The organism is Candidatus Nitrospira neomarina (assembly GCF_032051675.1).
GTDB lineage: Bacteria > Nitrospirota > Nitrospiria > Nitrospirales > UBA8639 > Nitrospira_E > Nitrospira_E neomarina.
In genome coordinates this window covers 1,491,423-1,509,698 of sequence record NZ_CP116968.1, presented here as the reverse complement: position 1 = coordinate 1,509,698, position 18,276 = coordinate 1,491,423, and the positions used below count along the sequence as shown (strand labels likewise).

At 52.8% G+C, this 18,276-nt stretch carries 18 protein-coding genes; 13 read left to right on the top strand and 5 right to left on the bottom strand.

The genetic code is table 11. The features are described 5' to 3' along the window. Positions 1-23 precede the first annotated feature (23 nt). Together PQG83_RS06715 and PQG83_RS06710 are read right to left on the bottom strand one after the other, a co-directional pair. Entirely contained in the window at positions 24-758 is a 735-nt protein-coding gene (locus PQG83_RS06715; protein ID WP_312748052.1) for an SIR2 family NAD-dependent protein deacylase, read from the bottom strand. Positions 759-894: 136 nt separating this feature from the next. Next, complete coding sequence (locus PQG83_RS06710; RefSeq protein ID WP_312748050.1) at positions 895-2,652, bottom strand: DEAD/DEAH box helicase; 1,758 nt, start codon at positions 2,650-2,652, stop codon at positions 895-897. Between the two features lie 547 nt (positions 2,653-3,199). Here PQG83_RS06710 and PQG83_RS06705 point away from each other — a divergent pair. Then, a complete protein-coding gene (locus PQG83_RS06705; RefSeq protein ID WP_312748048.1) occupies positions 3,200-4,033 on the top strand; it encodes a DUF4412 domain-containing protein in 834 nt (277 codons plus the stop codon). Between the two features lie 156 nt (positions 4,034-4,189). Here the strand turns inward: PQG83_RS06705 and PQG83_RS06700 are convergent, their stop codons facing one another. Continuing rightward, a complete protein-coding gene (locus PQG83_RS06700; protein WP_312748046.1) occupies positions 4,190-4,402 on the bottom strand; it encodes a hypothetical protein in 213 nt (70 codons plus the stop codon). Positions 4,403-4,431: 29 nt separating this feature from the next. Here PQG83_RS06700 and nhaA point away from each other — a divergent pair, with 29 nt between their 5' ends. Continuing rightward, positions 4,432-5,739, top strand: coding sequence for a Na+/H+ antiporter NhaA (nhaA, locus tag PQG83_RS06695; RefSeq protein ID WP_312748044.1), 1,308 nt, complete (start codon positions 4,432-4,434; stop codon positions 5,737-5,739). A 159-nt stretch (positions 5,740-5,898) separates the two neighbouring features. On the opposite strand, the gene PQG83_RS06690 is transcribed toward nhaA, so the two are convergent. Next, a complete protein-coding gene (locus PQG83_RS06690; RefSeq protein WP_312748042.1) occupies positions 5,899-6,894 on the bottom strand; it encodes a HEAT repeat domain-containing protein in 996 nt (331 codons plus the stop codon). Positions 6,895-7,169: 275 nt separating this feature from the next. Here PQG83_RS06690 and PQG83_RS06685 point away from each other — a divergent pair, with 275 nt between their 5' ends. Together PQG83_RS06685 and PQG83_RS06680 are read left to right on the top strand one after the other, a co-directional pair. After that, complete coding sequence (locus PQG83_RS06685; RefSeq protein ID WP_312748040.1) at positions 7,170-8,756, top strand: PGAP1-like alpha/beta domain-containing protein; 1,587 nt, start codon at positions 7,170-7,172, stop codon at positions 8,754-8,756. A 241-nt stretch (positions 8,757-8,997) separates the two neighbouring features. Beyond that, positions 8,998-9,243, top strand: coding sequence for a hypothetical protein (locus PQG83_RS06680; protein WP_312748038.1), 246 nt, complete (start codon positions 8,998-9,000; stop codon positions 9,241-9,243). Positions 9,244-9,348: 105 nt separating this feature from the next. On the opposite strand, the gene PQG83_RS06675 is transcribed toward PQG83_RS06680, so the two are convergent. Further along, the gene (locus PQG83_RS06675; protein WP_312748036.1) at positions 9,349-9,588 is read right to left on the bottom strand and encodes a hypothetical protein; all 240 of its coding nucleotides are present in this window, start codon (positions 9,586-9,588) and stop codon (positions 9,349-9,351) included. A 228-nt stretch (positions 9,589-9,816) separates the two neighbouring features. Here PQG83_RS06675 and PQG83_RS06670 point away from each other — a divergent pair, with 228 nt between their 5' ends. From PQG83_RS06670 to PQG83_RS06630, 9 genes are all read left to right on the top strand, one after another. Beyond that, the gene (locus PQG83_RS06670) at positions 9,817-10,167 is read left to right on the top strand and encodes a DoxX family protein (protein ID WP_312748034.1); all 351 of its coding nucleotides are present in this window, start codon (positions 9,817-9,819) and stop codon (positions 10,165-10,167) included. 34 nt (positions 10,168-10,201) lie between these two features. Beyond that, positions 10,202-10,666: a tRNA (uridine(34)/cytosine(34)/5-carboxymethylaminomethyluridine(34)-2'-O)-methyltransferase TrmL gene (gene trmL, locus PQG83_RS06665; RefSeq protein ID WP_312748032.1), complete on the top strand. Its 465-nt coding sequence runs from the start codon at positions 10,202-10,204 to the stop codon at positions 10,664-10,666. A gap of 218 nt (positions 10,667-10,884) precedes the next feature. Further along, positions 10,885-12,243 carry a 2-dehydropantoate 2-reductase gene (locus tag PQG83_RS06660; protein ID WP_312748030.1) on the top strand — a complete coding sequence of 453 codons (1,359 nt, stop codon included), beginning with the start codon at positions 10,885-10,887 and terminating at the stop codon, positions 12,241-12,243. Between the two features lie 10 nt (positions 12,244-12,253). After that, the gene (locus PQG83_RS06655; RefSeq protein WP_312748028.1) at positions 12,254-13,549 is read left to right on the top strand and encodes an alpha-amylase family protein; all 1,296 of its coding nucleotides are present in this window, start codon (positions 12,254-12,256) and stop codon (positions 13,547-13,549) included. Positions 13,550-13,648: 99 nt separating this feature from the next. Continuing rightward, the gene (gene ndk / locus PQG83_RS06650) at positions 13,649-14,065 is read left to right on the top strand and encodes a nucleoside-diphosphate kinase (protein WP_312748026.1); all 417 of its coding nucleotides are present in this window, start codon (positions 13,649-13,651) and stop codon (positions 14,063-14,065) included. Between the two features lie 138 nt (positions 14,066-14,203). Beyond that, positions 14,204-15,763 carry a tetratricopeptide repeat protein gene (locus tag PQG83_RS06645; protein WP_312748024.1) on the top strand — a complete coding sequence of 520 codons (1,560 nt, stop codon included), beginning with the start codon at positions 14,204-14,206 and terminating at the stop codon, positions 15,761-15,763. A gap of 112 nt (positions 15,764-15,875) precedes the next feature. Then, positions 15,876-16,262: a glycine cleavage system protein GcvH gene (gcvH, locus tag PQG83_RS06640; RefSeq protein WP_312748022.1), complete on the top strand. Its 387-nt coding sequence runs from the start codon at positions 15,876-15,878 to the stop codon at positions 16,260-16,262. Further along, positions 16,259-17,662: a dihydrolipoyl dehydrogenase gene (gene lpdA, locus PQG83_RS06635; RefSeq protein ID WP_312748021.1), complete on the top strand. Its 1,404-nt coding sequence runs from the start codon at positions 16,259-16,261 to the stop codon at positions 17,660-17,662. Before gcvH ends, lpdA begins: the two co-directional genes overlap by 4 nt. Before the next feature lie 43 nt (positions 17,663-17,705). Further along, positions 17,706-18,269, top strand: coding sequence for a ComEA family DNA-binding protein (locus PQG83_RS06630; RefSeq protein ID WP_312748019.1), 564 nt, complete (start codon positions 17,706-17,708; stop codon positions 18,267-18,269). Positions 18,270-18,276 lie beyond the last annotated feature (7 nt).

Genomic DNA, 18,276 nt, shown 5'->3' with positions numbered 1-18,276 from the left:
AAGGGAGTCAAGAAATGCCGCGATTAGGTGACTCCGTGCAACAGCGGCACCAGGTCTTTCGCACGGCCTTGAAAGGCCACGTCCACAACGGAGGAATTTGGCGTCGGGTCCAAATTCAGCTCGACCACTAATGCGCCACCGTCTTTGGCAATCGAAGCAAAAGATGCAGCCGGGTAAACCACGCCTGACGTCCCAATAATGAGAAGAATATCACAAGTTTGCAATGCCTGATAACTGCGGCTCATATCTTCCTGATCCAATGATTCTCCAAACCACACGATATGAGGGCGTAATAACCCCGAACAGTCCGTGCAGATGGGTGGATAGACCAAAGGCAAATCGCGGTTCGGCGAAATCCGGTTGCATTGCGTACAACGCACTTTCCAGATGTTGCCATGGATTTCGGAAAGACGTTGCGAGCCGGCCAGGGCATGAAGTCCATCGACGTTCTGCGTGATGAGCCAAAAGTGTTCAATCCTTCGTTCCAGTTCAACGATGGTTTCGTGTGCCGCGTTTGGGTGTTTGGTTGCGACCAATTCACGGCGCCAGTTATACCACTCCCAAACAAGTTTCGGGTCACGGGCAAAGGCTTCGGGCGATGCCAGTTCTTCCGGCCGGTAATTTTTCCACAAGCCTTCAGGTCCGCGAAACGTCGGCACGCCGCTATCCGCGGAAATTCCCGCACCGGTAAGGACCGTGACCGACCGGGCTTTGGTAATACGGTCACGCACATCAAGAATCGTCAGACCACTAGGCATAGCATAAATTCAATTTCAGAGTGAGATAGCCAGACGCCATGTTAGGTTTTCATGTCTATTTTTTAGTTAAAGTTATCATGTATGGCCTAAGCACACTATTGAGAACATTCCGTCACTGCCGGTGTCAGGAAATCTCTTATTCCTTATAGAGGCGGATGGTGACTTTTTGCCCTTTAATTCGTGTCCGGCCCAGAGCCTTGATAATGCCATGGACATGCTCTTCCGGCACTTTGACCAGAGAGAATTGATCGGAAACTTTAATGGGGCCAATGACATTGGAATTAATTCCGGCCTCGTTGGCGATGGCACCGACCAGATCTCCTGTGCGGACCCCTGCCATTCGACCGGCGTTCACATGTAAGGTTGCCATGCTTGTGGATTGACGGTGACGTTCCCGCCTGCCCGCGGGCCTACCCCCTCCACCTCCTCTGAGAACCCTCCCAGAGTCTGGGAGATCCGATGGCCCTCGCCTTGGCCGTCTGGACGTCTGGGATGTGTCAGGTGCCCGGTCCCGTATTGTAGGAATATCCTCTTCCACCCGATTACCTGTTTTTGACCCATAGGCCAATTGAAGGGCGGCTGCGGCGACATCCGCAGGGTCAAATTTTTCGGTGAGGGTGTTGACGACGGCTCGGAACTGCTCAAAGTCGTTGGCCTTGAGAATTTCTTGAATAGAAACGCCAATCTGTCCAAGGCGCTTGGCTTGAAGGTCGGCCCCCGTCGGGAGGGTGCCCATCTCGACTTTGCATTTGGTCACGCGCTCGATATTTTGCAGCAGCCAGCGTTCTCGGGATTCCACAAGGGTGATAGCTTCACCAGCCCGTCCGGCGCGTCCGGTTCGTCCGATACGATGGACGTAGGCTTCGGGAGAGGACGGGACATCATAATTCACGACGTGTGATACGTGAGGAATATCCAGACCGCGGGCCGCCACGTCCGTTGCAACAAGCAGCTCGGTTTTCCCGGCACGAAACGATTGCATCACCCGATCCCGTTGAGCCTGGTTCATCCCGCCATGCAGGCCTTCTCCCCGGTATCCGCGGCCGTTGAGCATGGAGGTCAGCTCATCGACTTCCAAGCGTGTTCGGCAAAATACCAGGGCGGACTTTGGACTGGACATATCCAGGATTCTGGCAAGGGCTGCCACTTTATGTGGCCTGGCCACAAGATAGGCCGTCTGGTGCACCCGAGGAGTCATCCCGGCCTTTACGGGTTCCTTGATGATCTGAATCTCGATGGGGTTGCGTAGATGATGTCGTGCGATGGATGCAATGCGTGGAGGCATGGTTGCTGAAAATAGTGCGGTCTGCCTGGTCGTCGGCGTTTGTTTCAGAATGGCATCCAGATCTTCCGCGAACCCCATATTCAGCATCTCATCAGCTTCATCCAGGACCACGATCTGAAGGTCTTTGAGATGAAGGGTTTTGCGCCGGATATGGTCCAGTGCCCGGCCTGGCGTCGCCACAACGATATCAACCCCGCGTTTCAACGCGATGAGCTGTGGTCGGATGGCTTGACCTCCATAAACCGCGAGGATGGCGATGGCCTGTTGCTTCCCATAACGCTGGACAGCCTCACAAACTTGTATGGCCAATTCGCGGGTGGGCACGAGAATAAGGGCGGAAGGATGTGGCTGCTTGGGCGAATGGGCAAGACGCTGGAGCAAGGGAAGCGTGAAGGCAGCGGTTTTTCCAGTTCCGGTTGCGGCACGCCCCAGAAGGTCGTTTCCGGCCAATAGCGGTGGAATGGCTTCGCGTTGGATGGGGGTGGGCTCTTCATATCCTAATGCCTCGAGCGTGGTCAGCAGCGCCGCTTCAAGGCCAAGAGCGGCAAAGCCGGGTGAAAAGCCCTTCATCGTTGGAGCCGTGGGTGAGTTGGAGGCATCGTGTTTCATGACGGTTTTGCAACCTTTCTGGATGAGGTCCTGATATTGTGTGCAGGCCGACTTTGTGCCGGTCTGTCGATATGTGATGTTCGTTAAAGACGAAAAGAAGGGACGGTGGAAACCGTCTTCCTTGGGCTGGTTGGCCTCACCTTTAAGAGACTGGGCCTTCTTACCGTTGTCCTACCCCGCGACCCGATGGTCGTGTCGCGCCGGGCAGCATATGGTCCCTGACCATGATGACGAAACCGTGAAAGGTCACGACAACTCGTGACCTCTTTTAAGGGATGTCTGCCTGTCGGTTATGTGGGGTGGTCGTCTAACGAGCCTTACCTGTCTATACTTCTTTTACCAGGAAGGGGAAACCAATTCCTAGCTCTCTGTATGAAAAATGATTCTTGGTGGGATCAAAATGGCAGGTGGGAGAAGCGTGCGTTAAAGCTTTTCCACAATAAAATGCCTTGTGAATCGGGTAGAATTTTGAGAAATTGACGGGTCTTAGTGTTTCCATTTGTCAAAGTAGCAGGTTGTGCCATCTATCACGCGTCAGGAGGTTGATATGGTGAAGGTTCTGGGTCTTGTGGGCGGGTTGGTGCTGGGTATTCAGACCACGGTCTGTGCAGGCGTGGTTTTTCATGTCGAGACCACCTTTCCCAATCGGACAGCGGTCCCTTCCAGAATCGACGCGATGACGGTTGACGGGAAGAAACTGAAAATGACGATCAATGAGGCGGGAACCACGCAATCTACAGTTATTTATCGAGGCGATCTGGAGGAAATTCTGCTGATCAATCATGGAGATCACACCTGGCGTGCGATGGACAAGGCCACGATGGTCAGTCTTGGCCAACAGATCAACCCGGCCATGGAAAAGATGCAGGAAATGTTGAAGAATATGCCACCGGAACGACGAGCCATGATGGAAAAGATGTTTGCCGGGCAGGGGATTAATCCTGCCATGTTGGGCGGGAAGGTCGAGATGCAGGTCAAAAAAACGGGCGAAAGGCAGACCATCAATGGCTATCCGTGTGTGAAATATGAAACCTGGCGGGGAAACGAAAAAGTTGCAGAACATTGCGTGAGTGATTGGAAGCAGGTTCCCGGCAGCCAGGAAGCCCGAGGCGTGTTTCAAGATATGGCTGCCTTTTCTCAGGAGGTCTGGCAAGGAGCATTCAAAGGTGGTGGAGGTCCAGCGTCGTTTTTTGAATCCCTAGGGAAGATTGAAGGCTACCCGGTGTTCACGAGAATTTTCTCCAATGGGACCATTGTCACAGAAAGCCGGTTGACCGGAGTAGAGGAGAAGTCGGTCGCCGCGAAGGAATTTGACCCTCCCAACGGTTATGTCAAAAAAGATTTCTTGCCGAAAAATCTTTCTACTCCCATGGGGCAATAGGAGAGAAGAGCCTTGCTGAGTCTCAGGTTTCTCTCCCTGGCCCGCATCCGGTTCAGGATCCCCGGTGGATAGAGGTGGATGAGGCCTGCCAGAAGCATATGGTCGCCGGTCACTGTCTGCGTGGTCCGATCGAATTTTCTATACAAGAGAATTCCATTATCTCCCTCGTTGATCCTTCATGACCCTCATCTTGATGTGAATGCCCCCCACTGTGCGGTGGTACGTGTGGTGGCGCCTGCCCCAATGTTCGGCGGCATGATAGGTGATGGCATTGTCCCAGATGGTATTGGGCATACTGCACAAGGATATTAGGAAGTTGAGGAACGCAGATTCCGTGCCATAAGAAATCGTTCCGGCATCCGGTTTCACATGCCCGTCCTTCATGGTAGTTTCGAAGCATGAAGAAAACTCCAGTTGATACTTGGCTGACAGATCCCCTTAACAGCTTTCTTGGCAGGCAGACCACCAGTGGCATGGTGCTATTCGTTGCCGCCCTGCTGGCATTGATCGTGGCCAATTCTCCCTTTGCGGACGCCTACCACCATCTTTGGGACAACGAAATCTCAGTCGGATTTAACGATTTCGTGATCACCAAGACCCTGCACCATTGGATCAATGATGGGTTGATGGCTGTCTTCTTCTTTGTGATCGGGTTGGAACTGAAGCGCGAGATCATGGCGGGTGAACTAAGCAATCCCCGTGATGCGCTGCTCCCTATCGCAGCGGGGGTAGGCGGCATGGTTGTGCCGGCGTTGATCTATCTGGCGTTCAATTCGTCGGGCGACGCCAGTGACGGATGGGGCATTCCCATGGCGACCGATATCGCCTTCGCGCTCGGCATCATCTCCCTGTTGGGCAACAGGGTCCCCTTATCACTTAAAGTATTTCTGACCGCTCTTGCGATCGCGGATGACCTGGGCGCGGTGCTGGTCATTGCAGTTTTTTATACATCACACATCGATCTCATCAATCTGGCGGCCGGTGCGGGATTCATGATCCTGCTGGTGACGTCCAACCTGCTGGGTGTCCGCAACATTCTGTGGTATGGACTGCTGGGAATCGGCGGCCTGTGGCTGGCGTTTCTCTTATCAGGAGTGCATGCCACCATTGCCGCGGTGCTGGCCGCGTTCACGATTCCTGCCAATGTGAAAATCTCGGACAAGGGATTCGTTTCACGCATCAAAACATTGGGGGACAGATTCGAGACAGCCAAAAGCAATGACCTGACTCTGGTGACAGATGAGCAACTCCATGTGCTTGAAGACATTCGCGCGGTGGCCAGGGAGGCACTGACTCCGCTCCAACGGCTGGAACATGGCATGCACCCCTTCGTGGCGTTTGTGGTGATGCCGGTCTTTGCGTTGGCGAATGCCGGCATCAGCTTTCCGGCTGACTTCATGAATCAGTTGGCCAGTCCGGTCACATTAGGAGTGGCATCGGGACTGCTCGGAGGAAAGGTGTTGGGCATCATGGGCATGTGCTTCCTCCTGATTCATTTGCGGTGGGCCTCTTTTCCGGAACAGACCGGCTGGCGGCATCTCTTTGGTGCTGCGATGCTTGCTTCGGTGGGGTTCACGATGTCGCTGTTTATCACCGGACTGGCTTTCAACGATGACGTATTGATCCTCCAAGCCAAGTTAGGCATCCTACTGGCCTCGTTGATAGGTGGGATTTCGGGATACTATCTGCTGCGGCGGGCAGGGTGATTTTCTCAATAGAAGACTGTGGATTGTGCAGTAGGAATGTGCCGTGCGGGAAGTTGCAAAAATGATCAAACCAGAGGCTGGAAATGCTTCAGGAAGATTATTTGCGAGGGCTACCGCTACAGGACTGCTATACCCACGTGAAATTTTTTCTCGTGTACGTTACCGGGATTCAATGAGTTGGATCGCATGCTCCGCAGCCGACCGCACTTCGGGATCGGTTTCTTTTTCCAACAATGTTGAGAGTGGAGAGAGAAACGTGGTGTCGCCAATCTCGCCAAGTTGGGTCATGGCGGCCCCCCGTTCAGTGGGTTGCGCTTTTTTGGCAACCGTCCATAAGACTGCTTGCGCTTCAGGGGTATGAAATGCCCCCTGTCCGAGTTCCTGAATGATATTCAACCTGGCGCGTTGTTGGACAATAGCCTGAGTCGCTCCCCGGGCTCCGGCCGCATTCACCAACTCTTTTTGGGTAAAGGGCCTTACCAACACCTCCATTAACATCTCCTGTGCATTCTGGTCCCGATCAATATGTCCCCGAATCAGATCTCCAACAAAACAGTAATACGGATCTTCCTCCAGATTACCAATCGCGTCCCAATACAGACTTCCGAGGGGAACCGCATTGGGTTCTGCTTCAAAGTGATGTGAAAAGATTTTGCCTAAACGGTCATGCACCAGCTTCATGTCGTAGCGGATAGCCGTCGCTTGTTCCAATACCTGAAACTGTCCGCTGGGTATTTCCTCATATTGAATGTATAGCATCGCATCATGTGGTTGCTTGGGATCAAAGACCACCTGAAACCCCGCATCTTCCAGTTTGAGTTTCAAGGTCACCCCCACATTGTAGGGTGGACTCGGCACATTCAACCACGTTTGGACAGTGCCGGCGACGAGTATGGTCTGAATGTTCTGTAGGATTTTTTGATCCTCCTGCGACCATGAGGACTTGGTCAGCGGCTCCTCATGTGCCCACAGTCTATCCGTGAGAGAAATCGTCAGGGTCAGACTGATCAGCAGGACAGACGCGCTCCGAGCAGGCCTCAGGTATCGGATCCCTAATCGCTGCCGTGGCCGCTCGGCATTTCGTTCATGTTCGTATCGTGGGGAGAAAAAGAAAAGAAGTCTGCTCGGATTGCATCGGCTGAGACTGTGAAGCATAGAACGCTCCATTGGGTTGGACGAATCTGGTCTCTCCGGCCATCAAGAACGTAGTAGATATACCCTATCAAGAGTGAATGCGAAATTCCAAATCTTCCTGCTGTCTTGCTGACCCTTCTAGTTCTTCTTTTTCCTCTTCACACCTTGACTAATTTCCTGAATTGACCAAAAATCTCCTCTCAGCCGATTCTCGCATCTGCGATGGAAAATAAACTGGAACAGAAGAAGGCTAGTTCACACTGACATTCGCCCAACCGTAATTCGGAGGTACCTTCATGACGACATCCGCGCAGCATCCCTACCACCCGATTATCTATGTCCGTGGCTTCGCAGCGACACAGAGCGAGATTGAGGAAACGGTGGCCGACCCTTATATGGGATTTAATATCGGTTCGACCAAATCGCGCACGGCCTGGACCGGCGACGTGAAGCGTTTTTATTTTGAGTCGCCCCTCGTGCGGTTAATGAGCGACCACGAATATGAGGATGTTTTTGTGGATGGAGACGACCTCGTGTTAGCTGAGCGTACCGAGTATCCCGTCCCATATCGCTCGATTATCATCTACCGCTATTACGATGAAGCCTCGAAAGACTTTGGGGATGGCAAGACGCCGCCCATCGAGCACTTCGCCAAAGGCCTGGGCACTCTCATTCTGCGCCTGCGCGAAAAGGTCTGTGCGAATAAGGCCAATAAAGTCACGCCCAACGACTATCGTGTGTATCTCGTGGCGCACTCCATGGGAGGGCTGATCTGCCGGGCCTTTCTGCAGAATACGAAACTCGGCTCAGCGGAGGCGCGAGGTGCGGTTGATAAAGTCTTTACCTATGCCACGCCTCACAATGGCATTGACATGCGGATCGTACGCAATGTTCCGGGCTGGCTCTCGTTCGGCGATATCAATAATTTCAATCGCGACAAGATGGCCTCCTACCTTGCGGTGCCCAAGGGTAATGACGTCTCGGTGGTGAAAAACTTTCCGCCCGAGCGCATCTTTAATCTGGTCGGCACCGATTCACGCGATTATACCGTGGCCGGCGGCATCTCGGCGTGGGCGGCGGGCGATGCCAGCGACGGGCTGGTGCGCATCGAGAATGCCACCACGCATGGCGCGGGTCCCAACGGCAAGGATGTGAGTTCGCCCCGCGCGTTTGTGCACAGGAGCCATTCGGGCCATTACGGTATTGTGAACTCCGAGGAAGGCTACCAGAACCTCACGCGGTTCCTGTTCGGTAAATTACGCGTGGATGGCATTCTGAACATCGACGACATCACGTTACCGGTGGAGGTGCAAAAGGCACTTGACGACGGTAAGACAGTGCGGGCGTCGTATCAGTTCGAAATTGCCGCCAGCGTGCGCGGCTGTCAGTGGCAGATGACGCGGCGCGAGGTGCGTGAGAGTTCGGCGATCTTCCGGAGCTACGATGAACTCTTTCCCGGAAAGGCTGGTACCAAACGCAAGCCCGACCGCACGAAGAGTCCACACCTCTTCTCCATTTTTCTGGACCCGAGTAAAAGCGTTAAATCGTCCAAGTCTGTCAGCTTTGCCTTCGACATCAAGGTGCTGGTACCCGATTACGTCGTGGATGGCTTGCTCTTCATGAAGCGGCACTACGAGGGTGGGTTTATCTATCGTGAGCTGATTCTGGTCGAGGCCTTTCCCGATAAAGAAAGTCCGAGTGGATGGCGCATCAAATATGGCTACCAGGACATGAATCCCGGCAAACCCGGCAAAGAGGTCGACTCGCGTCCTCTCATCAAGGGAAAACCGAATTCCGGCATTGCCTTCGATATTCCCATCGAGCAGAACGCTCGTCCTGGCCTGGTTGGAACGTTACGCATCGAAGCAAGACCGTGGAGCTGAGAAGTAAATGACGTGAGCGGATTCCGCTTCGCAGCTTTGGCAGTATGGTTTAAAGAGACTATTGTGTATTTTTCGAAAGAATCGCAGTCGTGTTACACCGACAGCATAGAATGATCTCGCATACTATGCCAATCCATTCAATCATTCCTAAGCAGGATTGAAAAGGGGGTGATAGCTCAGGAATAGCATTACGAGATTTGTGTTAACCGTCATGCAAAATTTCAGGAGGAAGGAGTTCATCATGGCTGTTCATATGGTCGAAAACTATGTTCTCCGGTATGACTTGGAACAACAGCGTCCTTGGTTTATTTTTCACTATAAAGTGTCTGGAGTTTGGAAAAATGTGAATTGGTTTCCCCCAAAGGAGAATGCCGTCTATCTTTCCGATATGTTACGAAATGAGAAGCCGGTCTATTACGTTGAAAGTAGTACCGGCAAAAAGTGGCTAACAACCTCGACTGAGCAAATTGGAGAAGAAGAAACATAGAGGTGCTCCTGACAAATTAAGCTGAATTTGACCTTGGACCACGAAAAACATTTACTCAATCAATGGTCTGAGAAGGGCGCCGCAAAAAGGCGGTGCCTCTCAGCCCTATCGCTCGGCGTCAACACAGAAATGCGCCCGCTCATCAGGAGCTAATGAATACGGGCCTTGCGATCCATGTCCCCATCCAGCAGAAATCTCCCCCTGGCCTGCGCGGGATGCTCGGCCATGGGCGTGATTCGCTGGAGGCGTAAAGGGATTCTCCGCCCGACTCGATGCTTTTTGTCCCAAGGACAACCATTCCGATTTGCTGAATGAACCTGGCTTATCAACTCTCTTCTTCAGCATGCTGCACCTATGGTCACTCGGCTTTTGCGCAAGGACGGAATCGAAACTGGCTCTAACCGGTGTAATCGTTAAGATGACAAGGAGGTGCAGAAATGGGAAAAACGAGAGTCTTGCATATACTACGAGTCGTCTGTTGTTCTGTCGTATTGAAAAAGGTTTAAGAGTAAGAGCTTGGTTGGGCTCAGATCTTTCTTTTTTAAATGGGTTGGCGATGCCATGAAGCGCGTGATGAAAATTTTCCTGTGTGTGCTATTAGGGATTTTTTTTATTGCGGCAGGGGGAGCCAAGCTCATGGGCAGCCCATCCCAAGTCGAACATTTTGCGCAATGGGGATATCCCTTCTGGTTTCTGTATTTGACCGGGATCATTGAAGTCGGCGGCGGACTCTGTTTGTTTATTCCCAGGACCCAATGGTATGGCATTGGGGTCTTGAGCATCACCATGGTCGGTGCAACGCTGACACACCTGAGAGCTGGAGAAATGGGTGCTGTGCCGGTTCCACTTGTGCTGCTTGGTCTTCTGCTTTTGTTGGCTTGGGCAATTAGAGAAACGCCTGGAAAGCATGCAGGAGATCAATGACTTCTCGAATAATGAACTTGCTGAAGCACTAGTAATGTTAGATGTTGTCCTCTATGAACCGGAGATTCCCCCGAACACCGGGAATATTATTCGGTTATGTGCGAATACCGGATTCGGTTTGCATTTGATTCATCCGTTAGGATTTGAGTTGGATGACAAGCGGGCCCGTCGGGCCGGGTTGGATTATCATGAATTGGCCCGGATGAAGGATTATCCCACCCTCCAAGACTATCTTAATGCTCAAAAGCCCTCGCGTATTTTTGCGATCACCACAAAAGGGCAGCGACCCTATCACGACGTGGCGTTTCAGCCTGGCGATGCCTTGTATTTTGGTCCCGAGACGCGGGGCTTGCCTGCCCATATTTTAGAAGCGCTTCCTCCCACGCATCGTTTGCGCATCCCCATGCGGCCCGATTCTCGTAGTTTAAACTTGAGCAATGCTGTTGCCGTCGTTGTCTATGAGGCCTGGCGGCAGCTGCAGTTTCATGGTGCCAAGTAAGACAAATGTCCGTAGGAGAGCGGGGGCAATTCTGATAGAGTGAGGGATTCTGTTTTGGCGTCATACATCGGAGCCCGAGCCTGTTGCTTTGGGCACAGATTCTTCGCAAAAGCTCAGGATGACAGCAATGGTCAGGTCTCATCCTGATTTGGCTTGTTGATAAGTAAACCATCACGCGAAATTTCAGTAAAAATGGAAAGGTAATCAAAGGTAATCGGATGAAGGAGATTTTGTTTGTGGGGGCGGGCTCAGTTGGGGGATATTTTGGGGCGCACCTGGCTCGCCACAATCCGAATGTGTCGTTCCTCCTGCGACCGCGTACCAGGGAGGCCGTGGCTAAAAACGGGCTGACCATCCGGAGCGCGATTGGTGAGAGTTTTACCGTGCATCCCCCCGTAGCTTCAGATCCCGAGGAGCTGCCCCCACCGGACCTGATTGTGCTGGGGATCAAAGCCTATGACCTGGATGAGGCAATGAACCAGATTGAGCCGGTGCTGAAACCGGATACCATTATTCTGACCTTGCAAAACGGGGTGACGATTGAGGATACCCTAATGGTCCGATTTGGCCGGGAGCGGATTGTGGGCGGAGTGGCATTTATCTATAGCAAGATCGCCGAGCCGGGGGTGATCGACCATTATAAGAAAGGCATGCTGACTATTGGCGAACCATTGGGGATGGAAACTCCCAGACTCCAAGCCATCCTGGCCTTATTGAAAGGGGCGGGGATTCCCTGTTTCATTAATCCTGATATCCGGCGCGCCAAGTGGGAGAAAATGTGTTGGAATTGTGTGTTTAACCCGCTGACGGTGTTGCTGAATGATCGGGTGGCAAAAGCCTTGGATCATCAGGAGTTTCAACCGGTTATCGCGACCATTGTACGGGAAGTCTCGGCCGTGGCCATGGCGGTGCACCGTGTGCCGTTGGATGAGGATATGCCGGAGAAGGTCGTCAAATGGGCTCAAGAGCTTCGAGATATTCATACGTCGATGTATGATGATTGGTCGGCCGGACGACCCACTGAGATTGATGAACTGAATGGTTTTATCACCGAACAAGGCAAGGCGTTTGGGGTGCCTACCCCTATGAATGACATGTTGACGGCATTCATTAAGGCCATGACCGCATCCAGCCTTTCCACCGAGGCCACGATAGAGTTGAACGGGACCATTTTGCAAACTCTCAATTTTACGCGAACGACGCTGGCACAACTTCCTGCCACGCATCAGGTGTCTGAATTGCCCACCGTGATGCCAGGGCTGAGTGTCCGAGGCGTCAAATTTCAAGCAATACTTGATGTTGTAACCCTTAATGTGGGAGCCGACCATGTGACCTTCGAATCGCAGGACGGAAAATTCTCAGCTTGTTTGACCATCAAGCAAGCTGCAGACTTCGGAATTCTTGTGTATGAACAGAATGGCGCGCCGTTTCCTTCCGAACGAGGCGGGCCGTTTCGGTTGGTCACCCCCGGATTGGGTGACTTGTGCGCCAATGTGAAACAGGTTGGCAAAATCATCTTTTCAAAAGGTCTGATTTCGGATAGCCGTCCACCTCAGGTCTGTCCGGAGAAAGCGTAGGTTTGTCTTGATGCACTCTTCGCACCACGTTCCTCTTATTTATAATCTGTTCCCTCGCCTGGCCGGTCCTTGTGATCGCTGGATCTCGCACGCGGAACGGGCGGCAGGCATGGGGTTTAATTGGCTCTTTGTGAATCCCATTCATCTGCCGGGATTCTCGGGAAGTTTATATGCGATCAAAGAATATGATCTCCTGAATCCGGCATTTCTCCCGGAAGGGACTCAGGACCAGCGCCTTGATGTGTTACGTCCCACGCTTCAACGTATTGCCCAATGTGGCCTGGCACCAATGGTGGATCTCGTATTAAACCACACGGCCATCGATTCCTCCCTAGTGACCCAGCACCCCGACTGGTACATGCGGGATGGTCAGGGAAAAGTTGAAAATCCGTATGCGGTTGATCCGGATGACCCCAGCAAGAAAACGGTGTGGGGCGATTTAGCCGAAATTGATAATCGGCATTCTCCGGACCGGGAACATCTCTGGGAGTTTTGGGGGCAATTGGTTGACCGGTACCTTGAATTGGGGTTTCAGGGGTTTCGGTGTGACGCGGCCTATAAAGTTCCCGGTGAGTTATGGCGCTTTCTTATTCACCGGGCGCAACGCGTGAATCCGCAGGCCGTCTTTTGGGCGGAGAATCTTGGTTGTACCCTGGAGCAGACGCGCGCGCTGGGAGAAGCGGGATTTCATTTTTTTTGTAACAGCTCCAAATGGTGGAATTTCAAGGATGCCTGGTGTCTGAATCAGCATCGGGAATTTCAGGCTATGCCGTCTATTGGGTTTCCTGAGTCGCATGATACCCCGCGTCTGGCTTCTGAGTCGGGAGGGAATGAGGCGGTTCAACGCCAACGCTATGCCTTTGCCGCCTTGTTCTCAACCGGCCTCATGATCCCGATGGGGTATGAATTCGGATTTCAACAATCCCTGCATGTGGTGGAGACCACTCCTGATGATTGGGAATCCCCCCGATGGGATTTGCAGAGTTTTATCCGTGCGGTGAATCACTTGAAGTTGGAGGTGCCGCTCTGGCAAGGGGAGGGGGATCTGGTTCAACGGTCGATGGCCAACCCCAATCTGTGCGTTTTGGAGCGGCGGTCGTTGGAAAATCCGCACAGTTGGGCACTCCTCTGTCTCAATACCAATACTCAAGAGACGGTTGAGGTAGCCATCGATGAGTTGGGCACCCTCCCGTCTTCTCCCGGAATGTGGCGTGTCAGTTCGCTGGATCAACATCCTGATTCCCATTCCATCCCTGAGTGTGTTGTGTTTCAGCCAGCCGAAGTCATTGTGATTACAGCCGTTTAAGTGTGGCCTTGAGATTGCAACTGGTTAGGAGGGGCCGTAAAATGCTCCTTTCTTATTCACAGGGTTTTATTATGGGATTTTTTGGAAAGGACGAGAAGTATGTCAGAGCGGACGTTAGCGATTATTAAGCCTGATGCGGTGGCCAAACATGCGATTGGTGATATTATCCGCCGCTATGAAGAGGCCGAGTTGTTTCCGGTTGCGATGAAAATGATGCGGTTATCCAAAGGGGTGGCGGAAGGGTTTTATGCTGTGCATCGAGAACGCCCCTTCTTTAATGACTTAACGACCTATATGAGTTCGGGGCCGGTGGTGGTTGTGGTGTTGGAAGGAAAGGACGCAGTCAAAACACACCGCGATTTGATGGGAGCGACCGATCCGAAAAAAGCCGATCCGGGTACCATTCGGGCTGCGCATGGGGCTTCTATTGAGGCCAATGCGGTGCATGGGTCCGATTCCACTGAGAATGCTCAAATTGAGATCCGGTACTTTTTCGCAGAATCCAATTTGGGCTAGTGGAAGATCAAACTGAGCCTGTATTTCTAAAATCCACTGACTCCGGTACGCTGCCCGCCGAAAACGGCGGGCATGTTTCTCCTCATAAATCTAGTGTATAGGTTTAGGATTAATTTCCCTCTACGCACGTATTGCCATATGACAACATGGTTGAAAATGTGTAGTTTGCTGTTGTGCCTGGGGCTCTTGGCCGGATGCGGGCGAACACGTCCTCCCCAGGGGCCACCGGTGAGTGGTGCCATTCCTCCCCCGGCCGTCGAGTCCGTGCCGGAGGATCGCGATGAAGGCATTGAGTCATCACCACCTGACGTTCCTCAGGATATTCAACAGATTCACGCAGAACTCTTTCAACGGTCCAAGGATGATTTTGAGAGAAAAGCCTATCCGCAGGCTATTAGCGGACTGACGCGCTTGCTGGCGCTTCTTCCTGGAGAGCCCATTGAAGTCCAAAGCCGATGGTTGCTGGCTCAAGCCTATCGTCAGGTTGGAGAATGGGAAGCCGCCAGGGATCAGTACCGCATACTCACCGTTGCGGGAAGCGCCAATCCTTATCAAGCCGGCGCTCAAGTGCAGTTCAATGAACTTCAACGATTACTTGAACAATTTACGATGCCGCCTCTCGATACTCAGGCCATCCGGTTAACTCTTGAACAATTGCCGGCCAGTGGAGGGTTTGACCAGGGAATAAAAAAGATGAAGGCTGATGGAATTACCACCCTGCTGATTGATTTGGGTTGTGAGGGAGCCGGATTCCACACCGATCAACAGCGGACGACGTCGCGGTCCCCTCGCCATCTGCTTGATCTCCAGACGTTGCTACGCTCATATGTGGAACGCAGTCATCAGTTGCAGCTGTTGGTGTATGTGGGAGTGAATCTCCGTTGTCTTGGCAATTGGCATGATTCCCCTCTGCCGGAATGGCGGGACGGCAGGTATAATACGACCACTCACCAGGTTCAGGATTCCAGGTTTTTTGATATTTTTCATCCGGAGTATCAACGTTTTCTCGATCAATTTCTCACGCATCTTTCCGAGGACAGCGTGGATGGTCTTGTATTTCTCGACGATTACCCCATGGGGGTGTATGACGGGGTGTCGCCGTCGGGATTGACCCGTTTTCAAACCGCCTTCGGTGTGAGTTTTGATCCCGTACGGACCTTTCAGTCGGGGTTTGATCCCCTCAAAGCATCGAAATTAGCGAGTCGATCAACCCGGCCTTCAGGCGCTTCTAAGGAAGATTCCGTGTTTTGGCGCTGGGCGGGATGGAAGGCTCGTGAGCGATTGACTGTTGTTGAGCAGTTGATTGGCCAGCTTCGCAAACGCCACTTAACGGTTCAATGTGGTCTGGAGCTCCATCCACATGGATTGACCGATCCGGTTCGGGCTCTGGTGGACTATGCCCAGGACGCAATGGAAGCCATCCGTCGCCCGTTTTCATTTTTCTTTGTGCGGCCGGAAATTGACCGGCACTCCTCGTCCGATCAAGTGTCGGCCATTGAGAAGCTCCGTCGCATTTCGACGAAGGCGGTATTAACCCGCTTGCTACCCGTGCTTGACGATCCGCGACGGGTATGGGTGAGTATGCCGGCGGAGAGAGGAAAGCGCATTGTGCCGGGAACCGGCGGGAGCAGTACCTCACTGCTCGGTGAGTTTCCTTCGGGAATTGGTGTCGTGCACGATCTTCGCGCATTTTCTTGAATGCTCCGGTACTGTCCTGCCTCATGCAGCTGGGGACACTCGCTTCATGAGGTGCATGGGAGACATCAGACAACTATGAACGCCATCATCGTTTCGAACAAAAGGGGGTAGAATGGAGCCACAGGATTTACGATTTCACAAGGAACACGAATGGATTCGCGTTGAAGGGAAAAAGGCGACCTTAGGGATTAGCAATTTTGCTCAGGATGCCCTGGGGGATGTAGTGTTTGTGGACGTTCCTAAAGTAGGAACCTCGCTGCAAGCTGAAGATCAATTGGGAGAAGTGGAGTCGACCAAAGCCACTTCGACGATTTACACGCCGGTCACCGGAAAAATTCTTCAAGTAAATACAGAACTTCAGGACCATCCCGAACTACTCAATCAGGATCCCTATGGCAAGGGGTGGATCGCGGTGCTGGAATTAGCCGATCCTGGTGAGGTGGATGGGTTGATGACGCCGGAGCAATACACGGCATTTTTAGCCTCACAGGAATCATGACCACCTCCCCCCCCCACATTGTCATTATCGGATCAGGTCCTGGTGGGTATGTGGCGGCTATTCGCGCCGCCCAATTAGGGGCCATGGTGACGATCCTTGAGGAACAGGTGCTTGGTGGGGTGTGCCTGAATTGGGGCTGTATTCCCAGTAAAACCCTGTTGGGCTTTATTGATCTTGGCGAGCGGGTTCGGCATGCCCAGCCGTTTGGCCTCAACATTGAGGGGCCTGTGAGCTATGACCTTGCCCGCATGGTTGCGCGTAAGGAGGAAGTGGTTCGTGGGCTCGTAAAGGGAATCGGCACCTTGTTGAAGCAGTGGAAAATTACCCACGTGCCGGGGCGAGGCGAACTGGTTAATGACCGGCAGGTGCGGGTTACCCATCTTGATGGGTCCTCTTCCACCATTGATGCCGACGCCATTATTCTTGCCACAGGTTCTTCCTGGCCTGAACTGCCTCAGTTTCCCATTGATGGCCAACGCGTGTTGACCAGTAAGGAGGCGCTGGATCTCACGGAGATTCCCAGGAGCATGGTGATTGTCGGCGGTGGGATAGAAGGATGTGAGTTTGCCTGCTTGTTGAGCGGGTTGGGAACGGAAGTGAGTATGGTCGAAATGATGCCGTCGGTGCTGCCACTTGAGGATGAAGATACGATTTCCACTATGACTCGTGAGTTGAAAAAACGCAAGATACAACTCTATCTCAATACGCAGATTACCAATTGGGCGGCTGTTGATGAGGGAGTGCGAGCAACGCTGGCTTCGGGAGAAGAACTGGTGACAGGCCACCTGCTGGTTTCGGTCGGGCGTCGTCTGAATTCCGGCCGGTTAGGGCTGGAACAGGTCGGCGTGCAGGTGGGAGCCAGGGGTGAGATTCTGATCAATGAAAAAATGGAAACCTCCGTCCCCGGTATTTACGCGATTGGAGATGTGACGGGAAAATTCATGTTGGCGCATGTGGCCTCGGCCCAAGGAAAAGTGGCCGTCTCAAACGCGATGGGCCGGCCGCAGGCCATTAACTATGATGTCATTCCGGCAGGAATTTTTACCTTGCCGGAAATCGGGCGTGTCGGACTGACTGAGGCCCAGGCCCGGGAACGTGGGTTGGCGGTCGCGGTCGGGCGATTTAAATATGCCGGTCTCGGAAAAGCACAGGCCGTTGGTGAACCGTTTGGACATTTCAAAGTGATTTCGGATGAACAGACCAAGAAAATTCTTGGCGTTCATATTATCGGTGCTCATGCGGCGGACCTTATTCATGAAGCCGCCATGGCCATGCAGGGTGGGTTGACGGTTGAGGATCTCGCCAACATGATCCATGCGCATCCGACGTTTTCGGAAGGGTTGATGGAGGCAGCCGAGGATGTGGAGGGCATGGCCATTCACCAGGCGCGAAAGCGCTGATAATCCTTATGAAGCGAAAATGAAGCCAATTCATTGATTCAAGATGAAAGACATTGAACCGCCAAGGTCTCCCGCCAGCTCGCTCCAAGCATCTGATAGGCATTCAGGCAAAATTTCCTGGGGAAGCTCGCTCCTGTTGAAAATGGCCTTGTTGGGAATGGGGGTGTTTTTCGTTTACTGGGTTGGTTGGCCGCAACCGTCCCTTTCTCCAGTTGTTCCGCTTGAAATCTCAGATGCTCAGTCATTACGCACCCTTCCTTCCGGGTCTGCGGGTGGTCCTGACGAGGTTGTGAGCGTGGCACGCCTTGTGGGAAGAAATGTGGTTCAGCCTCTTCAGGAGGGGGTAAAGGGAGAAGGTGGACAATCCAGGGAAGTCGCGGCGTTTACTGTCGACTTGAATGACGGCACCTTAGCTGAATTAGAGCATCTTCCTGGTATTGGACCAATCCTGGCAGGACGAATCGTGGCACATCGAACGTCTCATGGAGCATTTCGACGCGTTGAAGATTTGGCTCTGGTGCCGGGTATTGGAAAAAAACGGTTGGAGCAACTGCGCCCTCTTGTTGGTGTCCGGGCCTCAACCATGGCGATAGGGATCGGGAGTTAATTTTTCA